General features: G+C 71.3%; 13 protein-coding genes and 1 pseudogene. 6 read left to right on the top strand and 8 right to left on the bottom strand.

The features are described from left to right. Nucleotides 1–1,299: 1,299 nt before the first annotated feature. Together KBX00_RS29845 and KBX00_RS15760 are read right to left on the bottom strand one after the other, a co-directional pair. Nucleotides 1,300–1,941 (bottom strand): annotated as a pseudogene (locus KBX00_RS29845) (right-handed parallel beta-helix repeat-containing protein); the annotation flags it as partial. A gap of 357 nt (nucleotides 1,942–2,298) precedes the next feature. Then, the gene (locus KBX00_RS15760) at nucleotides 2,299–3,780 is read right to left on the bottom strand and encodes an aminopeptidase P family protein (RefSeq protein WP_210827581.1); all 1,482 of its coding nucleotides are present in this window, start codon (nucleotides 3,778–3,780) and stop codon (nucleotides 2,299–2,301) included. 134 nt (nucleotides 3,781–3,914) lie between these two features. Between KBX00_RS15760 and asnB the strand changes: the two genes are divergently transcribed. Continuing rightward, entirely contained in the window at nucleotides 3,915–5,876 is a 1,962-nt protein-coding gene (asnB, locus tag KBX00_RS15765) for an asparagine synthase (glutamine-hydrolyzing) (protein ID WP_210827583.1), read from the top strand. A 66-nt stretch (nucleotides 5,877–5,942) separates the two neighbouring features. On the opposite strand, the gene KBX00_RS15770 is transcribed toward asnB, so the two are convergent. Further along, nucleotides 5,943–7,058: a lytic polysaccharide monooxygenase gene (locus tag KBX00_RS15770; protein ID WP_210827585.1), complete on the bottom strand. Its 1,116-nt coding sequence runs from the start codon at nucleotides 7,056–7,058 to the stop codon at nucleotides 5,943–5,945. Between the two features lie 398 nt (nucleotides 7,059–7,456). Here KBX00_RS15770 and KBX00_RS15775 point away from each other — a divergent pair, with 398 nt between their 5' ends. Then, nucleotides 7,457–8,392 carry a PfkB family carbohydrate kinase gene (locus KBX00_RS15775; RefSeq protein ID WP_210827587.1) on the top strand — a complete coding sequence of 312 codons (936 nt, stop codon included), beginning with the start codon at nucleotides 7,457–7,459 and terminating at the stop codon, nucleotides 8,390–8,392. Between the two features lie 37 nt (nucleotides 8,393–8,429). Here KBX00_RS15775 and KBX00_RS15780 read toward each other — a convergent pair whose 3' ends face one another. After that, nucleotides 8,430–9,266, bottom strand: a complete 837-nt coding sequence (locus KBX00_RS15780; RefSeq protein ID WP_210827589.1) for an MBL fold metallo-hydrolase — start codon at nucleotides 9,264–9,266, stop codon at nucleotides 8,430–8,432. After that, entirely contained in the window at nucleotides 9,263–9,667 is a 405-nt protein-coding gene (locus KBX00_RS15785; protein WP_210827591.1) for a thioesterase family protein, read from the bottom strand. Before KBX00_RS15785 ends, KBX00_RS15780 begins: the two co-directional genes overlap by 4 nt. A 109-nt stretch (nucleotides 9,668–9,776) precedes the next feature. On the opposite strand from KBX00_RS15785, the gene KBX00_RS15790 reads away from it, so the two are divergent. Continuing rightward, nucleotides 9,777–10,853, top strand: a complete 1,077-nt coding sequence (locus KBX00_RS15790; RefSeq protein ID WP_210827593.1) for a phosphatase PAP2 family protein — start codon at nucleotides 9,777–9,779, stop codon at nucleotides 10,851–10,853. Between the two features lie 115 nt (nucleotides 10,854–10,968). On the opposite strand, the gene KBX00_RS15795 is transcribed toward KBX00_RS15790, so the two are convergent. The 3 genes from KBX00_RS15795 to KBX00_RS15805 all read right to left on the bottom strand — a co-directional run bounded on the left by KBX00_RS15795 (nucleotide 10,969) and on the right by KBX00_RS15805 (nucleotide 13,306). Next, nucleotides 10,969–12,411 (bottom strand): PH domain-containing protein, encoded by a 1,443-nt coding sequence (locus KBX00_RS15795; protein ID WP_210827603.1) that lies wholly within the window; start codon nucleotides 12,409–12,411, stop codon nucleotides 10,969–10,971. After that, nucleotides 12,408–12,938: a PH domain-containing protein gene (locus KBX00_RS15800; RefSeq protein WP_210827607.1), complete on the bottom strand. Its 531-nt coding sequence runs from the start codon at nucleotides 12,936–12,938 to the stop codon at nucleotides 12,408–12,410. The genes KBX00_RS15795 and KBX00_RS15800 overlap by 4 nt, the downstream gene beginning before the upstream one ends. A gap of 95 nt (nucleotides 12,939–13,033) precedes the next feature. Beyond that, entirely contained in the window at nucleotides 13,034–13,306 is a 273-nt protein-coding gene (locus tag KBX00_RS15805) for a hypothetical protein (protein WP_210827608.1), read from the bottom strand. A gap of 236 nt (nucleotides 13,307–13,542) precedes the next feature. Between KBX00_RS15805 and KBX00_RS15810 the strand changes: the two genes are divergently transcribed. The 3 genes from KBX00_RS15810 to KBX00_RS15820 are packed head-to-tail and all read left to right on the top strand — an operon-like array spanning nucleotide 13,543 to nucleotide 16,591. Next, nucleotides 13,543–14,652 carry a MoxR family ATPase gene (locus KBX00_RS15810; RefSeq protein ID WP_210827610.1) on the top strand — a complete coding sequence of 370 codons (1,110 nt, stop codon included), beginning with the start codon at nucleotides 13,543–13,545 and terminating at the stop codon, nucleotides 14,650–14,652. Next, nucleotides 14,631–15,644 (top strand): DUF58 domain-containing protein, encoded by a 1,014-nt coding sequence (locus tag KBX00_RS15815; protein WP_210827612.1) that lies wholly within the window; start codon nucleotides 14,631–14,633, stop codon nucleotides 15,642–15,644. Before KBX00_RS15810 ends, KBX00_RS15815 begins: the two co-directional genes overlap by 22 nt. Beyond that, entirely contained in the window at nucleotides 15,641–16,591 is a 951-nt protein-coding gene (locus KBX00_RS15820; RefSeq protein WP_210827614.1) for a VWA domain-containing protein, read from the top strand. Before KBX00_RS15815 ends, KBX00_RS15820 begins: the two co-directional genes overlap by 4 nt. Nucleotides 16,592–16,808: the final 217 nt, after the last annotated feature.

The raw sequence follows: 16,808 nt of genomic DNA on the forward strand, positions 1-16,808 counted from the left end.
CCGCTCGGACCTGCGCGGACGGGTCTGGAGGGGAGAAGTGGAAAAGAAGGTGGGGCTCCTCCGCGCCGAGCGGCACGGAGGAGCCCCTCTATGTGGTGGTGCTGTCCTGTTGCCTGTCGCTCGCCCCGGCGTCGGTCAGCCGAAGCAGCGTTCGGGGATGACCGGGCTACCGACGCAGTTGGTCGGTCGGTTGCCGGTGACCGCGGACTGCCGGTCGATCTTCACCTGGTCGTTGTCGGTGTAGATGCCGCCGGGAGCGTTGGTGGCCACGTTGTCGGCGACCTTGGTCCGGATCAGGGTGGTGACGCCGTCCTGGTTGACGATGCCGCCCGCGAAACCACCAGTACCCGTCGCCTGGTTCGCCCACAGCTCGGAGTCACGCAGGGTCACCGAGGCGCCGTCGTTGAACAGACCGCCGGCAGCCCCGTTGGCGGCCACGTTCTCCTTGAGGACGCTGTGGTCGATGACGGCGGTGGAGTCTTCGGCGATCCCGAGGCCGCCGGCATCGTCGCTCGCGTAGTTCCGGACGACGAGCAGGTGCTCCAGGCTCACCCGGCTGTCGCCGAGAGCGACCAGACCGCCGCCGTCGAGGCTGCTGGTGTTGTCGGTGAGCTGGCTCTGGACGGCAGTGGTGTCGCCGCCGTTGACGAAGACCCCGCCGCCGAGCACCCCGGTCCGGTTGTGGCTGATCGTGCTCTTCCAGATCCAGACCGTGCCGCCGGTGCCGGCGAATCCGTTGGGCGTGGAGCCGTTGGCGATGCCGCCGCCCCCAGCGCCCGAGTTGTTGTACACGATCTTCGACTCCTCGACCCGCAGCGTGCCCGCGTTGAACACGCCGCCGCCGAAGCTGCCGGCACTGTTCTGTTCCACGGTGCTGCTGCGGATCGTGGTGGTGCCGTAGTTGGCGATGCCGCCACCGTTGCGCGTCGCCTGGTTCTGCACGATCAGGCTGTGCTCCAGGTCGGCGGTACCGCCCCGCTGCACCAGAATCCCACCCCCGTCGACGCCGTCGGCGGCGATGCTCGGCGGAGCGACGTCCGCTCCGACGGCCCCGGCCTTGGCCGCCGCTGACGGCTTCGCCGCCGGTGCCGCCTTGGCCCCGGCCGCCTTTGCTCCGGCCGCAGTGGCCCCAGCTGCTTTGGCCCCGGTCGTCTTAGCCCCGTCGGTCGTGGGCTTCGCCCCGGCTGCTTTGGTCCCGGCTGCCTTGGCCCCGGCTGCCTTGGCCTCGGCTGCCTTGGCCTCGGCTCCGGCCGCCGGGGCGGTCCCGGCGGGTTTCGCGGTGCCGAGTTCCAGTCCCGCGACCGGCGCGGTGGTCGTCATGCCCGCAGTGGTCTGCCCGCCCTTGACCGTGACGCCCTTCAGCGTCAGGTGACCACCTCGACCGACGTTGAGGATGCGGAACCGCTCGACGTTCGCGGCCCGGAGGATCTTGCTGTCGTCACCCTTCAACGTGATGGGCTTGGTGATCACCGGCAGCCCGTTGCCGTCGTCGCTGCGGGTCAGTTCGTACGTGCAGTGCCGGGCCAGGTTCAGTACGGCACCATGGTTCTGGTTGGCGTGCACGATCGCCTGGATCAGCTTGTCGGCGTCGCAGGGCACCTCGTGCGCCCGGTGCTTGTCACCAGCGGTGTCCTTGCGGCCGGCGCCCTTCCGGCCGGCATGCTCGCCGGCCGACTCCTTGGTATCGCCGCTTTCGGTCGCTTCGGCCTTCCCGGCGTCGCTGACGTTCTGCCGGGCGTTGGACTGCGCGTCCGTGCGGCCCGAACTTTCGGGTCGGTCGTCGCGGGCGGCCACCCCACCCAGCGCGGCCAGACCGACGACGCCGGTCAGGCCGGCGACGCCCGCTGTCAGCCATAGTTTTCGTCGTCGAAGTCCCGGCGGTGCCGCCGGTGGTGGCGCCGGGGGCGGCCCACCGTAGGAAGTGGTCACGTCATCAGACATCAGAGCCTTCCGCCCTTTCCTGCTACCAGACTGGCTCGCACCGAGCGAATGGGCGCGAGCAGCTACAAATCGGTTGCAGCCTCTGATGACCACCGTATGAGAATGTTCCTCGCGAGAGGGATGAATCCGAAACAACCCCGCATTGGCACCTGATCGGGCATCACCCGACCATCCCGCAAGACCTGGCTGAAAGCGGTTGACCAGGACAAACGCTCGATCCACCGGACAGACGAGGGCGGACCCCATGCCAAGAGCATCGCTCCGGCGGGGGTCCGCCCTCGGTAGCCGGCGCCAAGGCGCTGACGAGCCTGTGCAACGCGGCAGACGCGGTCTCGCCCGATCAGCCGGGCGTTCCGATCAGCCAGGCAGTCGCGGCCCGGCGGCACGCTGTTCGGCCAGCCAGGTCTCCACCTCGTCGGCCTGGCGCGGCAGGCCCGCCGACAGGTTCACCGCACCGGCGGTGGTGACCAGAACGTCGTCCTCGATCCGGATGCCGACGCCGCGCAGTTCCTCCGGCACCAGCTCGTCCTCCGGCTGGAAGTACAGCCCCGGCTCGACGGTGAGCACGTACCCCTCGCCCAGCGTGCCGTCGCGGTACATCTCCTTGCGGGCGTTCGAGCAGTCGTGCACGTCGATGCCGAGCATGTGCCCGAAGCCGTGCAGCGTCCAGCGGCGGTAGACCATCGAGTTCTCGTCCATCGCCTCGTCCACGCTCACCGGCAGCAGCCCCAGGTCGGCAAGTCCCTCGGCGAGCACCCGCATGCAGGTCAGATGGACGTCCTTGAAGGTCACGCCGGGCTTGATGAACTCGATGCCGGCCTGCTGCGAGGCGTACACGACGTCGTAGACCTGGCGCTGCAACGGGGTGAACCGCCCGTTGACCGGCAGCACCCGCGTCACGTCCGCGGTGTAGAGGTGGCGGCCCTCCACGCCCATGTCCATCAGCAGCAGCTCGCCCGGACGGGTGACGCCGTGGTTGTGCACCCAGTGCAGGATCGTGGCGTGCTCACCGGCACCGACGATCGAGCCGTAGCCGACGTCGTTGCCGTCGTGCCGGGCCCGCAGCGCGAAGATACCCTCCAGCAGCCGCTCGGAGACACCCCGGTCGGCCGGCAGCGCCCGGGCCACGTCCTCGAAGCCGCGTACGGTGGCGTCGACCGCCTCCTGGAGCTGGGCGATCTCCCACTCGTCCTTGACCAGCTTCTGCTCCGAGATGGCGATCGCCAGCTCGCGGTCGCGGGCCGGCTGCCCCTCGTCTCGCGGGCCGTCCCAGGGTCGCACCGCGGCGTCCACCCGGGTGTCGAAGCCGCGCAGCACCCGGGTACGCGCCGGCGCCAGGTCGGCCAGCGCCGCGTCCAGCTCGGTCAGATCGGCGGTGGGCAGGCCTAGCTCGGTCGACTTCTCGGTCAGGGTGTGTCGCCGTCCCACCCACAGCTCGCCGTGCCGGCTGCGGAAGAACTCGTCGTTCTCCCGGGACGAGCGGGGCCGCATGTACAGCGTGGCGTCGTGGCCGGAGCCGGTCGGCCGCAGCACCAGCACGCCGTCCGGATCATGGTCACCGGTCAGGTACGCGAAGTCGCTGCCCGGCCGGAACCGGTACTCGGTGTCGTTGGCGCGTACCTTCTCGGCGCCGGTGGGGATCACCAGCGTCTCACCCGGGAAGGCCGCCGAGAGCGCGGCCCGGCGCTTGGCGTAGTTCGGCACCTCCGGCCGTGGGCCGACTGGCAGGGTGGTGTCCCGCCAGCCCTGCCGCATGAACGACAGGAACGCCGGTGGAAAGTCCGGGTCGTGCGACTCGGTGCCGTCGGTCGGCTCGCCGTCGGTGCGTTCCTCGGTCATGCCCCGCCCCTCTCGCCTCGTTGCTGGTCCCGACGGTACCGCGAACCCGGTCCCGGGCCGACCCGCCGGTGGCCGTCGCGGTGAGCCCGACAGTGCCGCGACGGCCGATCAACGCGCGTGGAAAGATGACGGACATGTGCGGACTCCTGGCTTTCTTCAGTGCGCGCGGCGACGCCGCCGCCCACCGCGACAACATCGCCGGGGCGTTGGAATGCCTGCACCACCGCGGCCCGGACGAGACCGGGGTCGAGGTGGTCGGCGACGCCTCCGGCCGGTACGCGGACGGAGTGTTCGCCCACAAACGGTTGGCGATCATCGACGTCGCGCTGAGTCACGAGCCACTGCCCTACGCCGACGGGCGTTACCTGCTGACCTTCAACGGCGAGATCTACAACTACATCGAGCTGCGCGAGGAGTTGATCCGCGAGCACGGCGCCCGGTTCGCCACCAACGGCGACGGCGAGGTCATCGTCGCCGGCTACCACTACTGGGGCGAGCAGGTGCTCACCCGGCTGCGGGGCATGTTCGCCTTCGTCATCTGGGACCGGCAGGAGCGCCGCGCGTTCGGTGCCCGCGACTACTACGGCATCAAGCCGCTGCACTACCTGGAGACCGCCGACGGGCTCTACCTCGCCTCGGAGAAGAAGGCCCTGCTGCCCTTCGCCCAGTCCGCGTACGCCGGAGACGCCGGGGTCGACCCGGCAAACCTCAGCCACTACCTGACCCTGCAGTACGTCCCCGAGCCCGGCACCCTGCACCGGGGAATCAACCGGATCGGCTCGGGGGAGTACCTCACCTGGACCCCGGGTGGCCGGATCGACGTGCGGCGCTGGTACCGGCCGGTGTTCCGGCCCGCCCCGGTCTCCGACGAGCAGAAGCTCTACCACGAGATCCGGGAGACGCTGCGCGAGAGCGTACGCATGCACATGCGCTCCGACGTGCCGGTCGGTTCGTTCCTGTCCAGCGGGATCGACTCCACGGCGGTGGTCGCGCTGGCTCGGGAGTTCAACCCGAACATCCTCACCTTCACCGTCGGCTACGACGTGCCGGGCTACTCCGAGATCGACGTCGCCCAGGACTCGGCCCGTCACCTCGACGTGACCACCATCCCGACCAAGATCGGGCCACAGGACATGATCGAGGCGCTGCCGAAGATCGTCTGGCATCTGGACGACCCGGTCGCCGACCCGGCGCTGGTGCCGCTCTACTTCGTCGCCAAGAAGGCCGCCGAGCACGTCACCGTGGTGCTCTCCGGCGAGGGCGCCGACGAGTTCTTCGGCGGCTACACGATCTACCGGGAGCCGCTGTCGCTGAGTGGCGTCAACGGGCTGCCCGACGGGGTGCAGAAGGGTCTGCGGGCGGTCTCCAAGGCGATCCCGCAGGGGGTCAAGGGCAAAAGTTTCCTGGAGCGCGGCACCACGCCGATCGAGCAGCGCTACTACGGCAACGCCCGGATGTTCACCGAGGAGGAGAAGCAGCAGCTGCTGCGCCGCTACGACCCGTCGGTGCGCTACACCGACGTGACCGCGCCGATCTACGCCGAGTGCACCGAGCTGGACGACGTGACCAAGATGCAGTACGTCGACCTCTACACCTGGCTGCGTGGCGACATTCTGGTGAAGGCGGACCGGATCTCCATGGCGCACTCGCTGGAGGTGCGGGTGCCCTTCCTCGACCGGGCGGTGTTCGAGGTGGCGGCGAAGATTCCGGTGGAGCTGAAGCTGCCGCCGCGTTCCGACGCCACCAAGTACGCCATGCGCCAGGCGTTGCAGGGCGTGGTACCGCCGGCCATCGTCAACCGCAAGAAGCTGGGCTTCCCGACCCCGACCCGGGTCTGGCTGCGCGGCGAGATGTACGAGTGGGCCCGGCACGTGCTGTCCACCTCCGGTGCCGGTGACCTGCTCGACCTGTCGTACGCGCTGCGTCTGCTGGAGGAGCACAAGCGGGAGGAGTTCGACCACTCCCGCAAGGTGTGGACGGTGCTGATCTTCTGCATCTGGCACGCGATCTTCGTCGCGAAGACGCTGGACCCGGGCATCCAGCGCAACCAGTCGGCCCTGCTGACCAAGCCCGTCGTCGGCTCCATGGTGCGCTGACGAGAGCAGATGCGGACAAGCGGAAGGGGGCCCCGCAAAGGGCCCCCTTCTTCGTGCTGCTGACGGTCAGCTGCTGGAGCAGGTCGCCGTCGGCGTTGCGCTGCTGCCGCTGGCGAGGAAGCCGAAGCTCGTACTGCCGTTGGCCGCCACGGTGCCGTTGTACGACACGTTGCGTGCCGTCACCGACGATCCGGACGTGGTCTGGGTGGCGTTCCAGACCTGGCTGATCTGCTGACCACCGGGCCAGCTCCAGTTGGCGGTCCAACCGCTCAGCGCGGAGGTGCCGGTGTTGCGGATCTCGACCTCACCCTGGAACCCACCGGACCAGCTGTTGGTCACCTTGACCGTCGCGGTGCAGCCACCGGGGCCCGGCGGCGGGGTTGTGGGGTTCGGCGGCGGGGTGGTGGGGTTCGGCGGCGGAGTGGTGGGGTTCGGCGGCGGGGTGGTCGGGTTCGGCGGCGGAGTGGTCTGGTTACCGCCGATGCCGGTCACCTCACCGTTGCCACCGTCGAAGACCACGTCGGAGCAGCCGAAGAAGTTCTCCTGGCTGTCCGAGCGCACCCACCGGGAGTAGATGATGTGCCGGCCGCTCTTGTTCGACGGCAGGTTACCGGTGAAGTAGTAGTGGCCGTCGTTGGTCCCGACCGCGCCGCGCTGCGGCGGGTTGGTCACCGTCAGGAACGGCTGGGCCTCCAGGTCGCTCCAGGCCAGCGCCCGGGTCGGGCTCCAGCTGTCGCGGGTCACGTAGAAGTAGAACGTGCCCGGGTGGTGGGCCCAGTTGCTGTACTTGAACTCGATCGACCGGCCGGCCGTCAGGTGCGTCAGCGGCCAGTCGTTACGGGCCAGGTCGTAGCCACGGAAGCCGGTGGCCCCGCCGCTGCACAGCTGGCCGTCCGGGATGAAGCCGGTGGTGCGACCGCCGGCGTCCGAACGCAGCACGCTGAACCAGTTGTAGAGCGAGTTCGTTCCGCTCTGCGCGACGGCGGCGGCGCAGGCGGGGTTGTTCGGCCTGATCTCACCGGTCTGGGTGAGACCGTCGCGCCAGCACAGGAAGGTGCGGGCGCCCGGCGTCATCGCCGCGCCGTGCGCGACGGCCGGGTCGGGGCTGGCGGTCACGACGACCGCACCCGCGAGAAGAGTGAAAGCCGCGGTTAGCAGCGCGGCCAAACGTGGACGGTGCACGGGTTCTCCTGACTCGCGGAGCGCATTGCGTTGGTGCGCCCCGCCGAACGAGCGAGGTGGCGGATTTGGTGCCACCCCCGCTGCGGGCGAAATGCGACTACGTGGCAACCGTGCGGATGGGGACGGATGGCCCAGCCGGCACGCTGTCGCCAGCGGAGTGTCGACGCGTGAATGCCCTCGCGCGATGTGAAGCCCGGCGCCGGTGGACGCGCAGCCCCGCGCCACCCGGCACCACCATCCCACCACGCCGGGCCGATCCGCGCAATAGTCACCCCTCGATGCGTGGCACGGACCCGGTGCGCGACACCCAGGTCGCGCCAATACGGTGGCTTCCACGCCCGGCACACATTCGCTGTGCCAGCCTGGGCATCACGTACGGCAGACGGAAGGACCTGACGATGGGATACGCGGTCGTGCTCGGCGAGGCGCTCGTCGACCTGCTGGACAGCGAGTGCGACGGCGCGCCGGTCTACCGACAGGCGATCGGTGGCGGACCGCTGAACGTGGCCGTCGGTGTCGCCCGGCTCGGTGGCGCCGTGCAGTTCGCCGGGTCGCTCGGCGACGACGTGCTCGCCGGTCGGATCCGCGCCTTCCTCACCGCCGAACAGGTGGGGCTGGCCGGCGCGGTCACCGCCGCGGTGCCGACCACGCTGGCCGTGGCCACCTTCTCCGGCGCGGAGCCGGACTTCCGCTTCTACGGCGAGCCGCCCTCCTACGCGCTGCTCGGTCCCGACGAACTCGACGTCGCCCTGGTCGAGGGCGCCGACGTGCTCTACTGCGGCTCGATCGTGCTGCTGGCACCGACGACGCTGGCCGCCGCCCGCCGAGCCTGGGCGGCTGCCTCAGGGCTGCGGGTGTTCGACCCGAACGTCCGCCCCCGGCTGCTGGCCGGCCCGCAGGCGCTGGCCGGGCTGCGGGAGGTGGTCGCCGAATTCGCCGCCGGGGCGCACCTGGTCAAGCTCAGCGCGGCCGACGCAGAACTGCTCTATCCAGGTGAACCGGTCGAATCGGTGGCGGTCTACCTGCGCGAACTGGGCGCGGCCACCGTGGTGGTCACCCTCGGCGCCGCCGGCGCGGTGGTCGCCGCCGCCGATGCCGATCCGGTGCGCGTACCCGCCCCGAAGGTCGACGCCGTCGACGCCACCGGCGGAGGTGACTCGGTGATGGCCGCCCTCGTCGCCGACCTGCTGACCGACGGCGAGCCGGCCGAGCCGTCCGGCTGGCACGAGCGGGTCGGGTACGCCCTGCGGGTCGCCGGCCTGGTCTGCGAACGTCCCGGTGGCGCGGTCGCCATGCCCACCCGCGCCGAGGTGCGCCAGCGCTTCGGCGACTGACGACGAACCGGCCCGCCATCGCCGGCAGCGGGCCCGGTCAGGCGGTGCCGTCCAGTTCGGCATAGCCGCGCCGGGCGGCGGCCAGCGCGTGCCGGGCCGGGAACGGAGCGTCGGCGGCGACCCGCTCCGGTGGTGCGCCACCGGTGTGCCCAGCCCGGATCAGCCAGGCCAACTCCACCAGCTGGGCGTGCTGGGCGCGAACGAACTCCGCGTCGACCGGCTCGCCGTGCCCGGGCACGACCACCGTCGACGGTGAGATCGACCGCGCCAGCTCGGCCAGCGCGTCGGGCCACTGCAACGGGTACGAGTCCTCGAACGCCGGCGGACCGGCCTGCTCGACAAGGTCACCTGCGACCAGCAGGTCGGCGTCGGGCACCTGCACGACGAGGTCGGCATCGGTGTGCCCGCGCCCGGGGTGGCGCAACACCACCTGTCGGCCGCCGACGTCGAGGACCGCCTCGGTGCGCACGGTGTGGGTGGGGGCCAGCAGCGCGGTGTCGGCCAGTTCGGCGGCGAGTTCCGGATGGCCGGGGTGCAACTCCGCGTACGCCTCCCGGCGCAGCCGGTCCGCCTCGTCGCGGATCGCCCCGGCGGCCAGTTCGTGCGCCCAGACCGGGCGAGGCGGGTCACCGGCGAGCGTGGCGTTGCCGAAGCAGTGGTCGAAGTGGTGGTGGGTGTTGACAAGCGTCAGCGGGTCGGTGGTGACCGTGCGTACGGCGGCGGCCAGTTCGGCCGCCTGCCCGGCGGTGGAGAGGGTGTCGACCAGCAGCGCCGCGCCGTCGCCCAGCACCAGCGTGACGTTCACCGCGAGCACCGGCTCACGGAGCACCAGCACCCGGTCGGCGACCTCGACGAAGCGGCCGGTCGTCGTCATGCGGCCCCGCCGGCTCGTTCCAGGAACCGGTGCCGATCGACCAGGGCCCGCTCCACCCGTCCCTCGGCGACGGTCTGGCCGCCCTCGGTGACGGTGATCTCGAACACCAGCCGGCGTCGGTCGACCTCGGTCAGCCGGGCCTGCGCCGCGACCGTGCGGCCCACCGGCGTCGCGGCCCGGTGCTCCAGCTGCACCCGCGTACCCACGGTGGTCGAGCCGCTCGGCAGGTGGCGGGCGGTGGCGGCCACGGTCGCCGCCTCGGCCAGGGCGAGCACCCGTGGGGTGCCGAGCACCGGGACGTCACCGGAACCGACCGCCTGAGCGGTGTCGGCGTCGGTGACGGTCAACTCGACCCGGGCGGTCAGACCCGGGGCCAGGGTTTGCTCCGTCAGCTCCTGCATGGCCACAGCGTAGGTGTTCGGCGGAGCGCGGGCCACGCGGCCGGGCAGATGCGCCACGCAGGTGCTCCTGCGTCCGGTCCTGCGCAGGTCGCCGCTAACCTTGTCCGCGATGTCTGCCGTGACCGACCCTCAGCCCCCAGCCTCGACCGAGCCGCCCGCCCCCCGCGACGGCGGGCGCCGCCGTGTGATCGCGATGTCGGTCTGGGGCGTCGCCTTCGTGGCGGGCTGGCTCGTCATCGGCCTGCCCACCGATCCGGTGTACGCGTTCTTCTGGATCTGGGCCGGCACCATCGCCTGGTACTCCGCCCGACCGTGGCGCAGCCACCTGCAATTCGCCCGGGACTGGGTGCCCGTGGTCCTGCTGCTGGTGGCCTACAACCTCTCCCGTGGGTTCGCGTACCACGACGGCACCGTGCCGCACGCCTACGAACTGATCCTGGCCGATCGCCTGATGTTCGGTTGGGCCATGGATGGCCAGGTGCCGACCGTCTGGTTGCAGCAGCACCTGTACCAGCCGGAGGTGCGCTGGTGGGACGTCCTGGTCAGTTGGGTCTACTTCTCCCACTTCGTCGCGGCGCTGGCCGCCGCCGCGGTGCTCTGGCTACGCGAGCGCAGCCGGTGGGCGGCGTTCATGCGCCGCTGGTTCTTCCTCTGCGCCACCGGCCTGATCACCTACTTCCTCTACCCGGCCGCGCCGCCCTGGTGGGCTGCACAGAACGGGCTGATCGAGGAGGTCGCCCGGATCTCCACCCGGGGCTGGAAGGCGTTCGGCATGCACGGGGCGGGCAACCTGCTCAACGCCGGGCAGTTGGCTTCCAACCCGGTGGCCGCGATGCCGTCGCTGCACACCGCCTTCGCCCTGTTCGTGGTGGTGTTCTTCCTGCGTAACGTCCGGCGTCGCTGGTGGCCGCTGCTGCTGGCCTACCCGCTGGCGATGACGTTCACCCTGGTGTACAGCGGCGAGCACTACGTGATCGACGTGCTGGTCGGCTGGGCGTACGTCGCCATGACCTTCCTGGCGGTCGGCTGGGCCGAACGCTTGTGGGCCCGCCGAAAAGCCCGCCACACCCCACCCAACCCCAACCCCGACCCCAACCCCAACCCCGACCCCGACCCCGTCACCCGCCCCGCCCTCGCCCCGCCGCCGCCGCCCACCGACGCACCCACCAAACCCTCCACCCGCTGACCGCTCCCACCCACCTCGTGGATCTTGCACTTTCGGTCGCCGACATGACCCTTTTGCGGCTCATGCGGCGACAAGAAGTGCAAGATCGCGGATGGGGGTGGGGTGGGGTGGGGGATTAGGTGGGGCGGCGGGCGGAGTGGCCCCGGGCGGTCAGCTCCGCCGCCAGCGCCCACGCGTCGGCGAGATCCCGGTCGACCGCCGCGGCGCCGGCTCCACCGGCGGTGTCGGCGTGCACGGTGGCCAACCCGAGCAGCCGCTGCACCGGCCCCTGCACCACCCGTACGCTCTGCAACCGGGCGTACGGTACGACCGTCAGTTGACGGGTGAGCAGGCCCGAGCGGACCGCGAAGACCTGCTCGGTCAGACCGGCACCGAGCACCTGGCGACTCAACGGGTTCACCCAGCGGGCCCGGGCCGGTGGGGGCCGCAACGGCAACGACGCCAGCGCCACCCCGGGCAGTACCTCGGCAACGATCATCTCGCCCGTCGGCTGGTCACCGACGGGCAGCAACCGGTCCGGCCGGTTGCGCTCGTCGGCCTCGCCGGCGGAGTAACCTGCCACCTCCAGCCGCAGCCGCAGCCAGCCCTTCATCCGCCACAGCAGTGGCCAGGTCACCCGCACGGTCTGCACCCGGTGCAACGGGACGGTCTGTGACCTGGTCTCCAGCAGGCCGTTGCGGATGCGCAGCCGGTCGTCGTCGCGGGCCAACTGGAACCGCCAGTCGTCGAGGACCCGGCGGACAGGTTGCAGCAGGACACCCGCCATCGCGGTAAGCGTGCTCGCCACCGCGATGAAGGACCAGGACCCCTCGGACAGGAACTGCGTCGCCACGAAGGCCACCCCGAGCGGCAGCAGGAACGCCTGCGGGGTCAGCAGCTGACTGATCAGCAGATCCCGGTTGCTCACCGAGTGCAACCGTCGCCCGGGTTGCGCAGGCGGCTCGGCGCCGGCCGGCATCGGCTGGGCCTGGGCCGCCGGCACCGCGCCGGAGGGGTGACCGGCCAGGGTCAGCAGGCGCTGCCGCAACGCCGCGGCCTCGGCGAGGCTGAGGTACGCCAGCGGGGCCTCGGTCTTGCCGCCGCCGACCACCTCCAGTCGCAGCTCGGCCAGCCCGGTGAGCTGGGCGAGCAACGGCCGGACCACCTCGACGGCCTGGAGCCGTTCCAGCGGGATCGCCCGGCTGCGGCGCCAGAGCAACCCCTCGTGGATGCGCAACTCGCGGCCCACCACCTGGTAGCCGGTGTTGTACCAGCTGACCACGGCCAGCACGCTCGCGCCGAGCGCGAGCACGATCACCATGGCGGTGAACCAGCCGATCCCGACCCGCGACAGGGTCGACCAGGACAGCCCGGCGATGACCACGACCAGTGACTTGGCGCCGTGCAGCACGGGACTCAACGGATGCAGCCGCTGCCGTGCCGGCGAGGCCGGTGGCGGCGAACCGGCCCAGCCAGCGGGCCGGCCGGCGGCCTGACCGCCCGTCGCGTCCCCGACGTGATCCTGCTCGTCCGCGCCGGCCGGGGTCCGGTCCGGACCGGGAGCGGCCGAGCCGCTCACAGTCCTTCCGCCCGGTCCTCGCCGAGCGCGGTCAGGCGGTCCCGCAGCCGGGACGCCTCCGCCGGACGCAGCCCCGGCACCCGGGCGTCGCTGGCCGCCGCCGCGGTGTGCAACTGCACGGTCGCCAGGTCGAACGCCCGCTCCAACGGGCCGGCGCTGACGTCGACGAACTGCATTCGGGAGTACGGGACGATGGACAGCCGGCGGACCAGCAGACCGTGCCGGACCAGCAGGTCGTCCTCACGTTCGGCATAGCCCCAGGCCCGCACCGCCCGGACGATGGTCACCACCCGCCAGAGCGCGAACAGCCCGACGGCACCGAGTGCCACCCCGAACGGCCAGGAACCGGTAACCACCCAGCCGACTCCGAGCACCGCCGCGACGACGGCCACGCCGGCCGCCAGGCGCAGCAGCTCGACCCAGATCAGGTCGGTCGATATCGACTGCCACCGGACGGTGTCCGGCCACGGTTCGAGCGGGCTGGTCGGCGCGGCCGGCGGCGGGACCTCAGGTGCGTCATCGGTCACCGGGTCAGCCTTTCGTTCGCGACTGCGGGGCTCGCAAGCTCACTCCTCGCGCTCACCGGGTCAGCCTTTCGTTCGCGACTGCGGGGCTCGCAAGCTCACTCCTCGCGCTCACCGGGCTGGCTTTCCGTTGTACGCGTCCACTCTTCGAGCGTAGGCGATCCCGCCATCGGGGCGACCTCACGCAGAAAGCCCCGTGCGCCGAGGAAGTCACCGAGGGACGCGCGGTGCGTGTCACAGGCGAGCCAGGTCTTGCGCCGCTCGGGCCGGTGCAGGCGGGGATTGTTCCAGCGCAGTGCCCATCGGGCCGGGGTGCGACACCCACGGGCCGAACAGGGTAGCGCCTCGGCGGGGCTGTCGGGGTGGGTCATCCCGCTCAGTCTAGAACGGCGGGGGAGAGTAAGCGCCGGGCGGCCACGGGGGAAGCCGCCCGGCGACGGATGAATGGTACACACGCCGGGGCGGCTTTTGTCCACTGGTGATCGGCGATTTTTCCGTCCCGGAACGGCGTGGCGGAAATCGGTCGCTCCCCCCGTCGGTACTCAGTCGGGCATGCGAGGCTTGGTACCGCACACGCCGCTACGACCGATCACGCTGTGGAGGACCGGTGGCCCAGCCGACCACGCCCGACGCCCCGCCGCCGCCGAACGGGGCCCAACCGCAGTCGTCTCCGCCGCCGACCACCCCGGCGCAGGACGCCACCCTGCTGGAGCGGGCGCTGTTCGAGATCAAGCGCGTGATCGTCGGGCAGGATCGGATGGTCGAGCGGATGTTCGTCGCGCTGCTCGCCCGCGGGCACTGCCTGCTGGAGGGCGTGCCGGGAGTGGCCAAGACCCTCGCGGTGGAGACCCTCGCCAAGGTGGTCGGCGGCTCGTTCGCCCGGGTGCAGTTCACCCCCGATCTGGTGCCGGCCGACATCATGGGCACCAGGATCTACCGCCAGTCCAGCGAGAAGTTCGACGTCGAGTTGGGCCCGGTGTTCGTCAACTTCCTGCTCGCCGACGAGATCAACCGGGCGCCGGCGAAGGTGCAGTCCGCACTGCTGGAGGTGATGAGCGAGCGGCAGGTGTCGATTGGCGGCGAGAGCCACCGGGTGCCGAACCCGTTCCTGGTGATGGCGACGCAGAACCCGATCGAACAGGAAGGGGTGTATCCGCTGCCGGAGGCGCAGCGGGACCGCTTCCTGATGAAGATCATCGTGGGGTACCCGACGGACGCCGAGGAGCGGGAGATCGTCTACCGGATGGGTGTCGCTCCACCCGAGCCAACCCCGGTGTTCGACACCGACGATCTGGTCGCCCTGCAACACAAGGCCGACCAGGTCTTCGTGCACAACGCCCTGGTCGACTACGCGGTCCGGCTGGTGCTGGCCACCCGTACGCCGGCGGAACACGGCATGCCCGACGTCGCGCAACTGATCCAGTACGGTGCCAGCCCCCGAGCCTCGCTCGGGCTGGTCCGGGCCACCCGGGCGCTGGCCCTGCTGCGTGGACGCGACTATGCCCTGCCGCAGGACGTGCAGGACATCGCACCGGACATTCTGCGGCACCGGTTGGTGCTCAGCTACGACGCGCTCGCCGACGACGTGCCGGCGGACCACGTGGTGCACCGGGTGATGTCGACCATCCCGCTGCCGTCGGTGGCACCCCGGCAGCAGGCCACCCCGCCCGCCGGGGCGGTGGCACCTACTTCGGGGTGGCCCGGGCAGCGGCCGTGACCTCCACCACCCCTCGACCCGGTGAGCCGGACCGGATGGCGGCCACCAACCGTTCCGGTGCCGTGCTGTCCCGGCTGCAACTGCTGGTGACCCGCAAACTCGACGGGCTGCTCCAGGGCGACTACGCGGGTCTGCTGCCCGGCCCGGGCAGCGAGGCCGGTGAGTCGCGCGAGTACCGTCCCGGTGACGACGTGCGCCGGATGGACTGGCCGGTGACCGCCCGGACCACCACCCCGCACGTACGGCGTACGGTGGCCGACCGTGAGCTGGAGACGTGGCTGGCGGTGGATCTGTCGGCGAGCCTGGACTTCGGCACCAGCCGGTGGCTCAAGCGGGATGTGGTGATCGCGGCGGCCGCGGCCATCACGCACCTGACCGTGCGGGGCGGCAACCGGATCGGTGCCGTCGTCGGCAGCGGCGGCGACGCGCCGGTGCCCCGGCGTGGTCGGCGGCCGGCGCCCCCGGCCGGCCCGGGGCGACTGGTCCGGTTGCCCGCCCGGTCCGGCCGCAAGGAGGCCCAGGGCCTGCTGCGGGCCATCGCCGGCACCGAGATCCGGCCCGGCCGCGGTGACCTCGGCGCGCTCATCGACATGCTCAACCGGCCACCCCGACGGCGCGGTGTGGCCGTGGTCGTCTCCGACTTCCTCGCCCCGCCGGCCCAGTGGGCGCGTCCGCTGCGCAAGCTGCGGGTACGCCAGGACGTGCTGGCGATCGAGGTGGTCGATCCGCGCGAGTTGGAACTGCCCGACGTCGGGGTGCTCCCGGTGATCGACCCGGAGACCGGCGAGCTGCACGAGGTGCAGACCGCCGACCCGAGCCTGCGGCACCGTTACGCGGCGGCCGCCGCGGCCCAACGGGCGGAGATCTCCGCCGCGTTGCGCGCGGCCGGCGCCGCCCACCTGCGACTGCGTACCGACCGAGACTGGCTGCTGGACATGGTGCGCTTCGTGGCCGCCCAGCGGCACGCCCGCACCCGAGGAACGACACGATGATTCGACTGCTGCAACCGTGGTGGCTGCTGGCCGTGCTGCCGGTGCTCGCCCTCACCGCGCTGTACGTCTGGCGGCAGCTGCGCCGGCGTGACTACGCGCTGCGGTTCACCAACGTGGACCTGCTGCGTACCGTGGCGCCGAAGGGTCTCGGCTGGCGCCGGCACGTACCGGCCACCGCGTTCCTGCTGGCCCTGCTGGTGCTGGCCGGTGCGCTGGCCCGGCCCGCGGTCGACACCCGGGAGCCGTTGGAACGGGCCACCATCATGCTGGCCATCGACGTGTCGCTGTCCATGCAGGCCGACGACGTGCCGCCGAACCGGCTGGAAGCGGCCCAGGAGGCGGCCATGCAGTTCGTGGCGGAGCTGCCGGAGACGTACAACCTGGGGTTGGTCTCGTTCGCCAAGTCGGCGAACGTGCTGGTGCCACCGACCAAGGACCGCCCGGCGGTGACAAGTGCCATCGAGGGGTTGGTGCTGGCCGAGGCGACGGCCACCGGCGAGGCGGTCTTCACCTGCCTGGAGGCGATCCGGTCGGTGCCGGCCGACGGCGCGGCCGGTATCCCGCCGGCCCGGATCGTGCTGCTCTCCGACGGCTTCCGCACGGCCGGTCGGTCGGTGGAGGAGGCGGCGGCCGCGGCGCAGGCGGCGAACGTGCCGGTCTCCACGATCGCCTTCGGCACCGACTCCGGCCACGTCGACATCGGTGGTCAGTTGCAGCGGGTGCCGGTGGACCGGCTCGCCCTGGCCGAGTTGGCCGAGGCCACCGAGGGTTTCTTCTACGAGGCGGCCACGGTCAACGAGCTGAAGCAGGTCTACCAGGACATGGGCAGCTCGATCGGCTTCCGCACCGAACCGAGAGAGATCACCCAGTGGTACGCCGGCATCGCCCTGTTGCTGGCCCTCTGCGCCGGCGCATTCAGCCTCCTCTGGTCCTCCCGCATGATCTGACCACCACCAGAACATAGTTGATCATAAGGTTGGCGGCACTTCTGAAAGAGGCGCGCCCACGCCCGCGTCGAGGACCGGATCCGCTGCGCCAAGGACACTGGCCTGCGCCGACTCCCGTCGCGCGAGTTCGCGATCAACCAGGGCTGGTGTGTTGCCGCCGCGATCGCCGCCGAATCATCGCGGTTTAGTGCTGGTCGGGAAGCCGACAGGGCTGTGG

The organism is Micromonospora sp. C95 (genome assembly GCF_018070465.1).
GTDB lineage: Bacteria > Actinomycetota > Actinomycetes > Mycobacteriales > Micromonosporaceae > Micromonospora.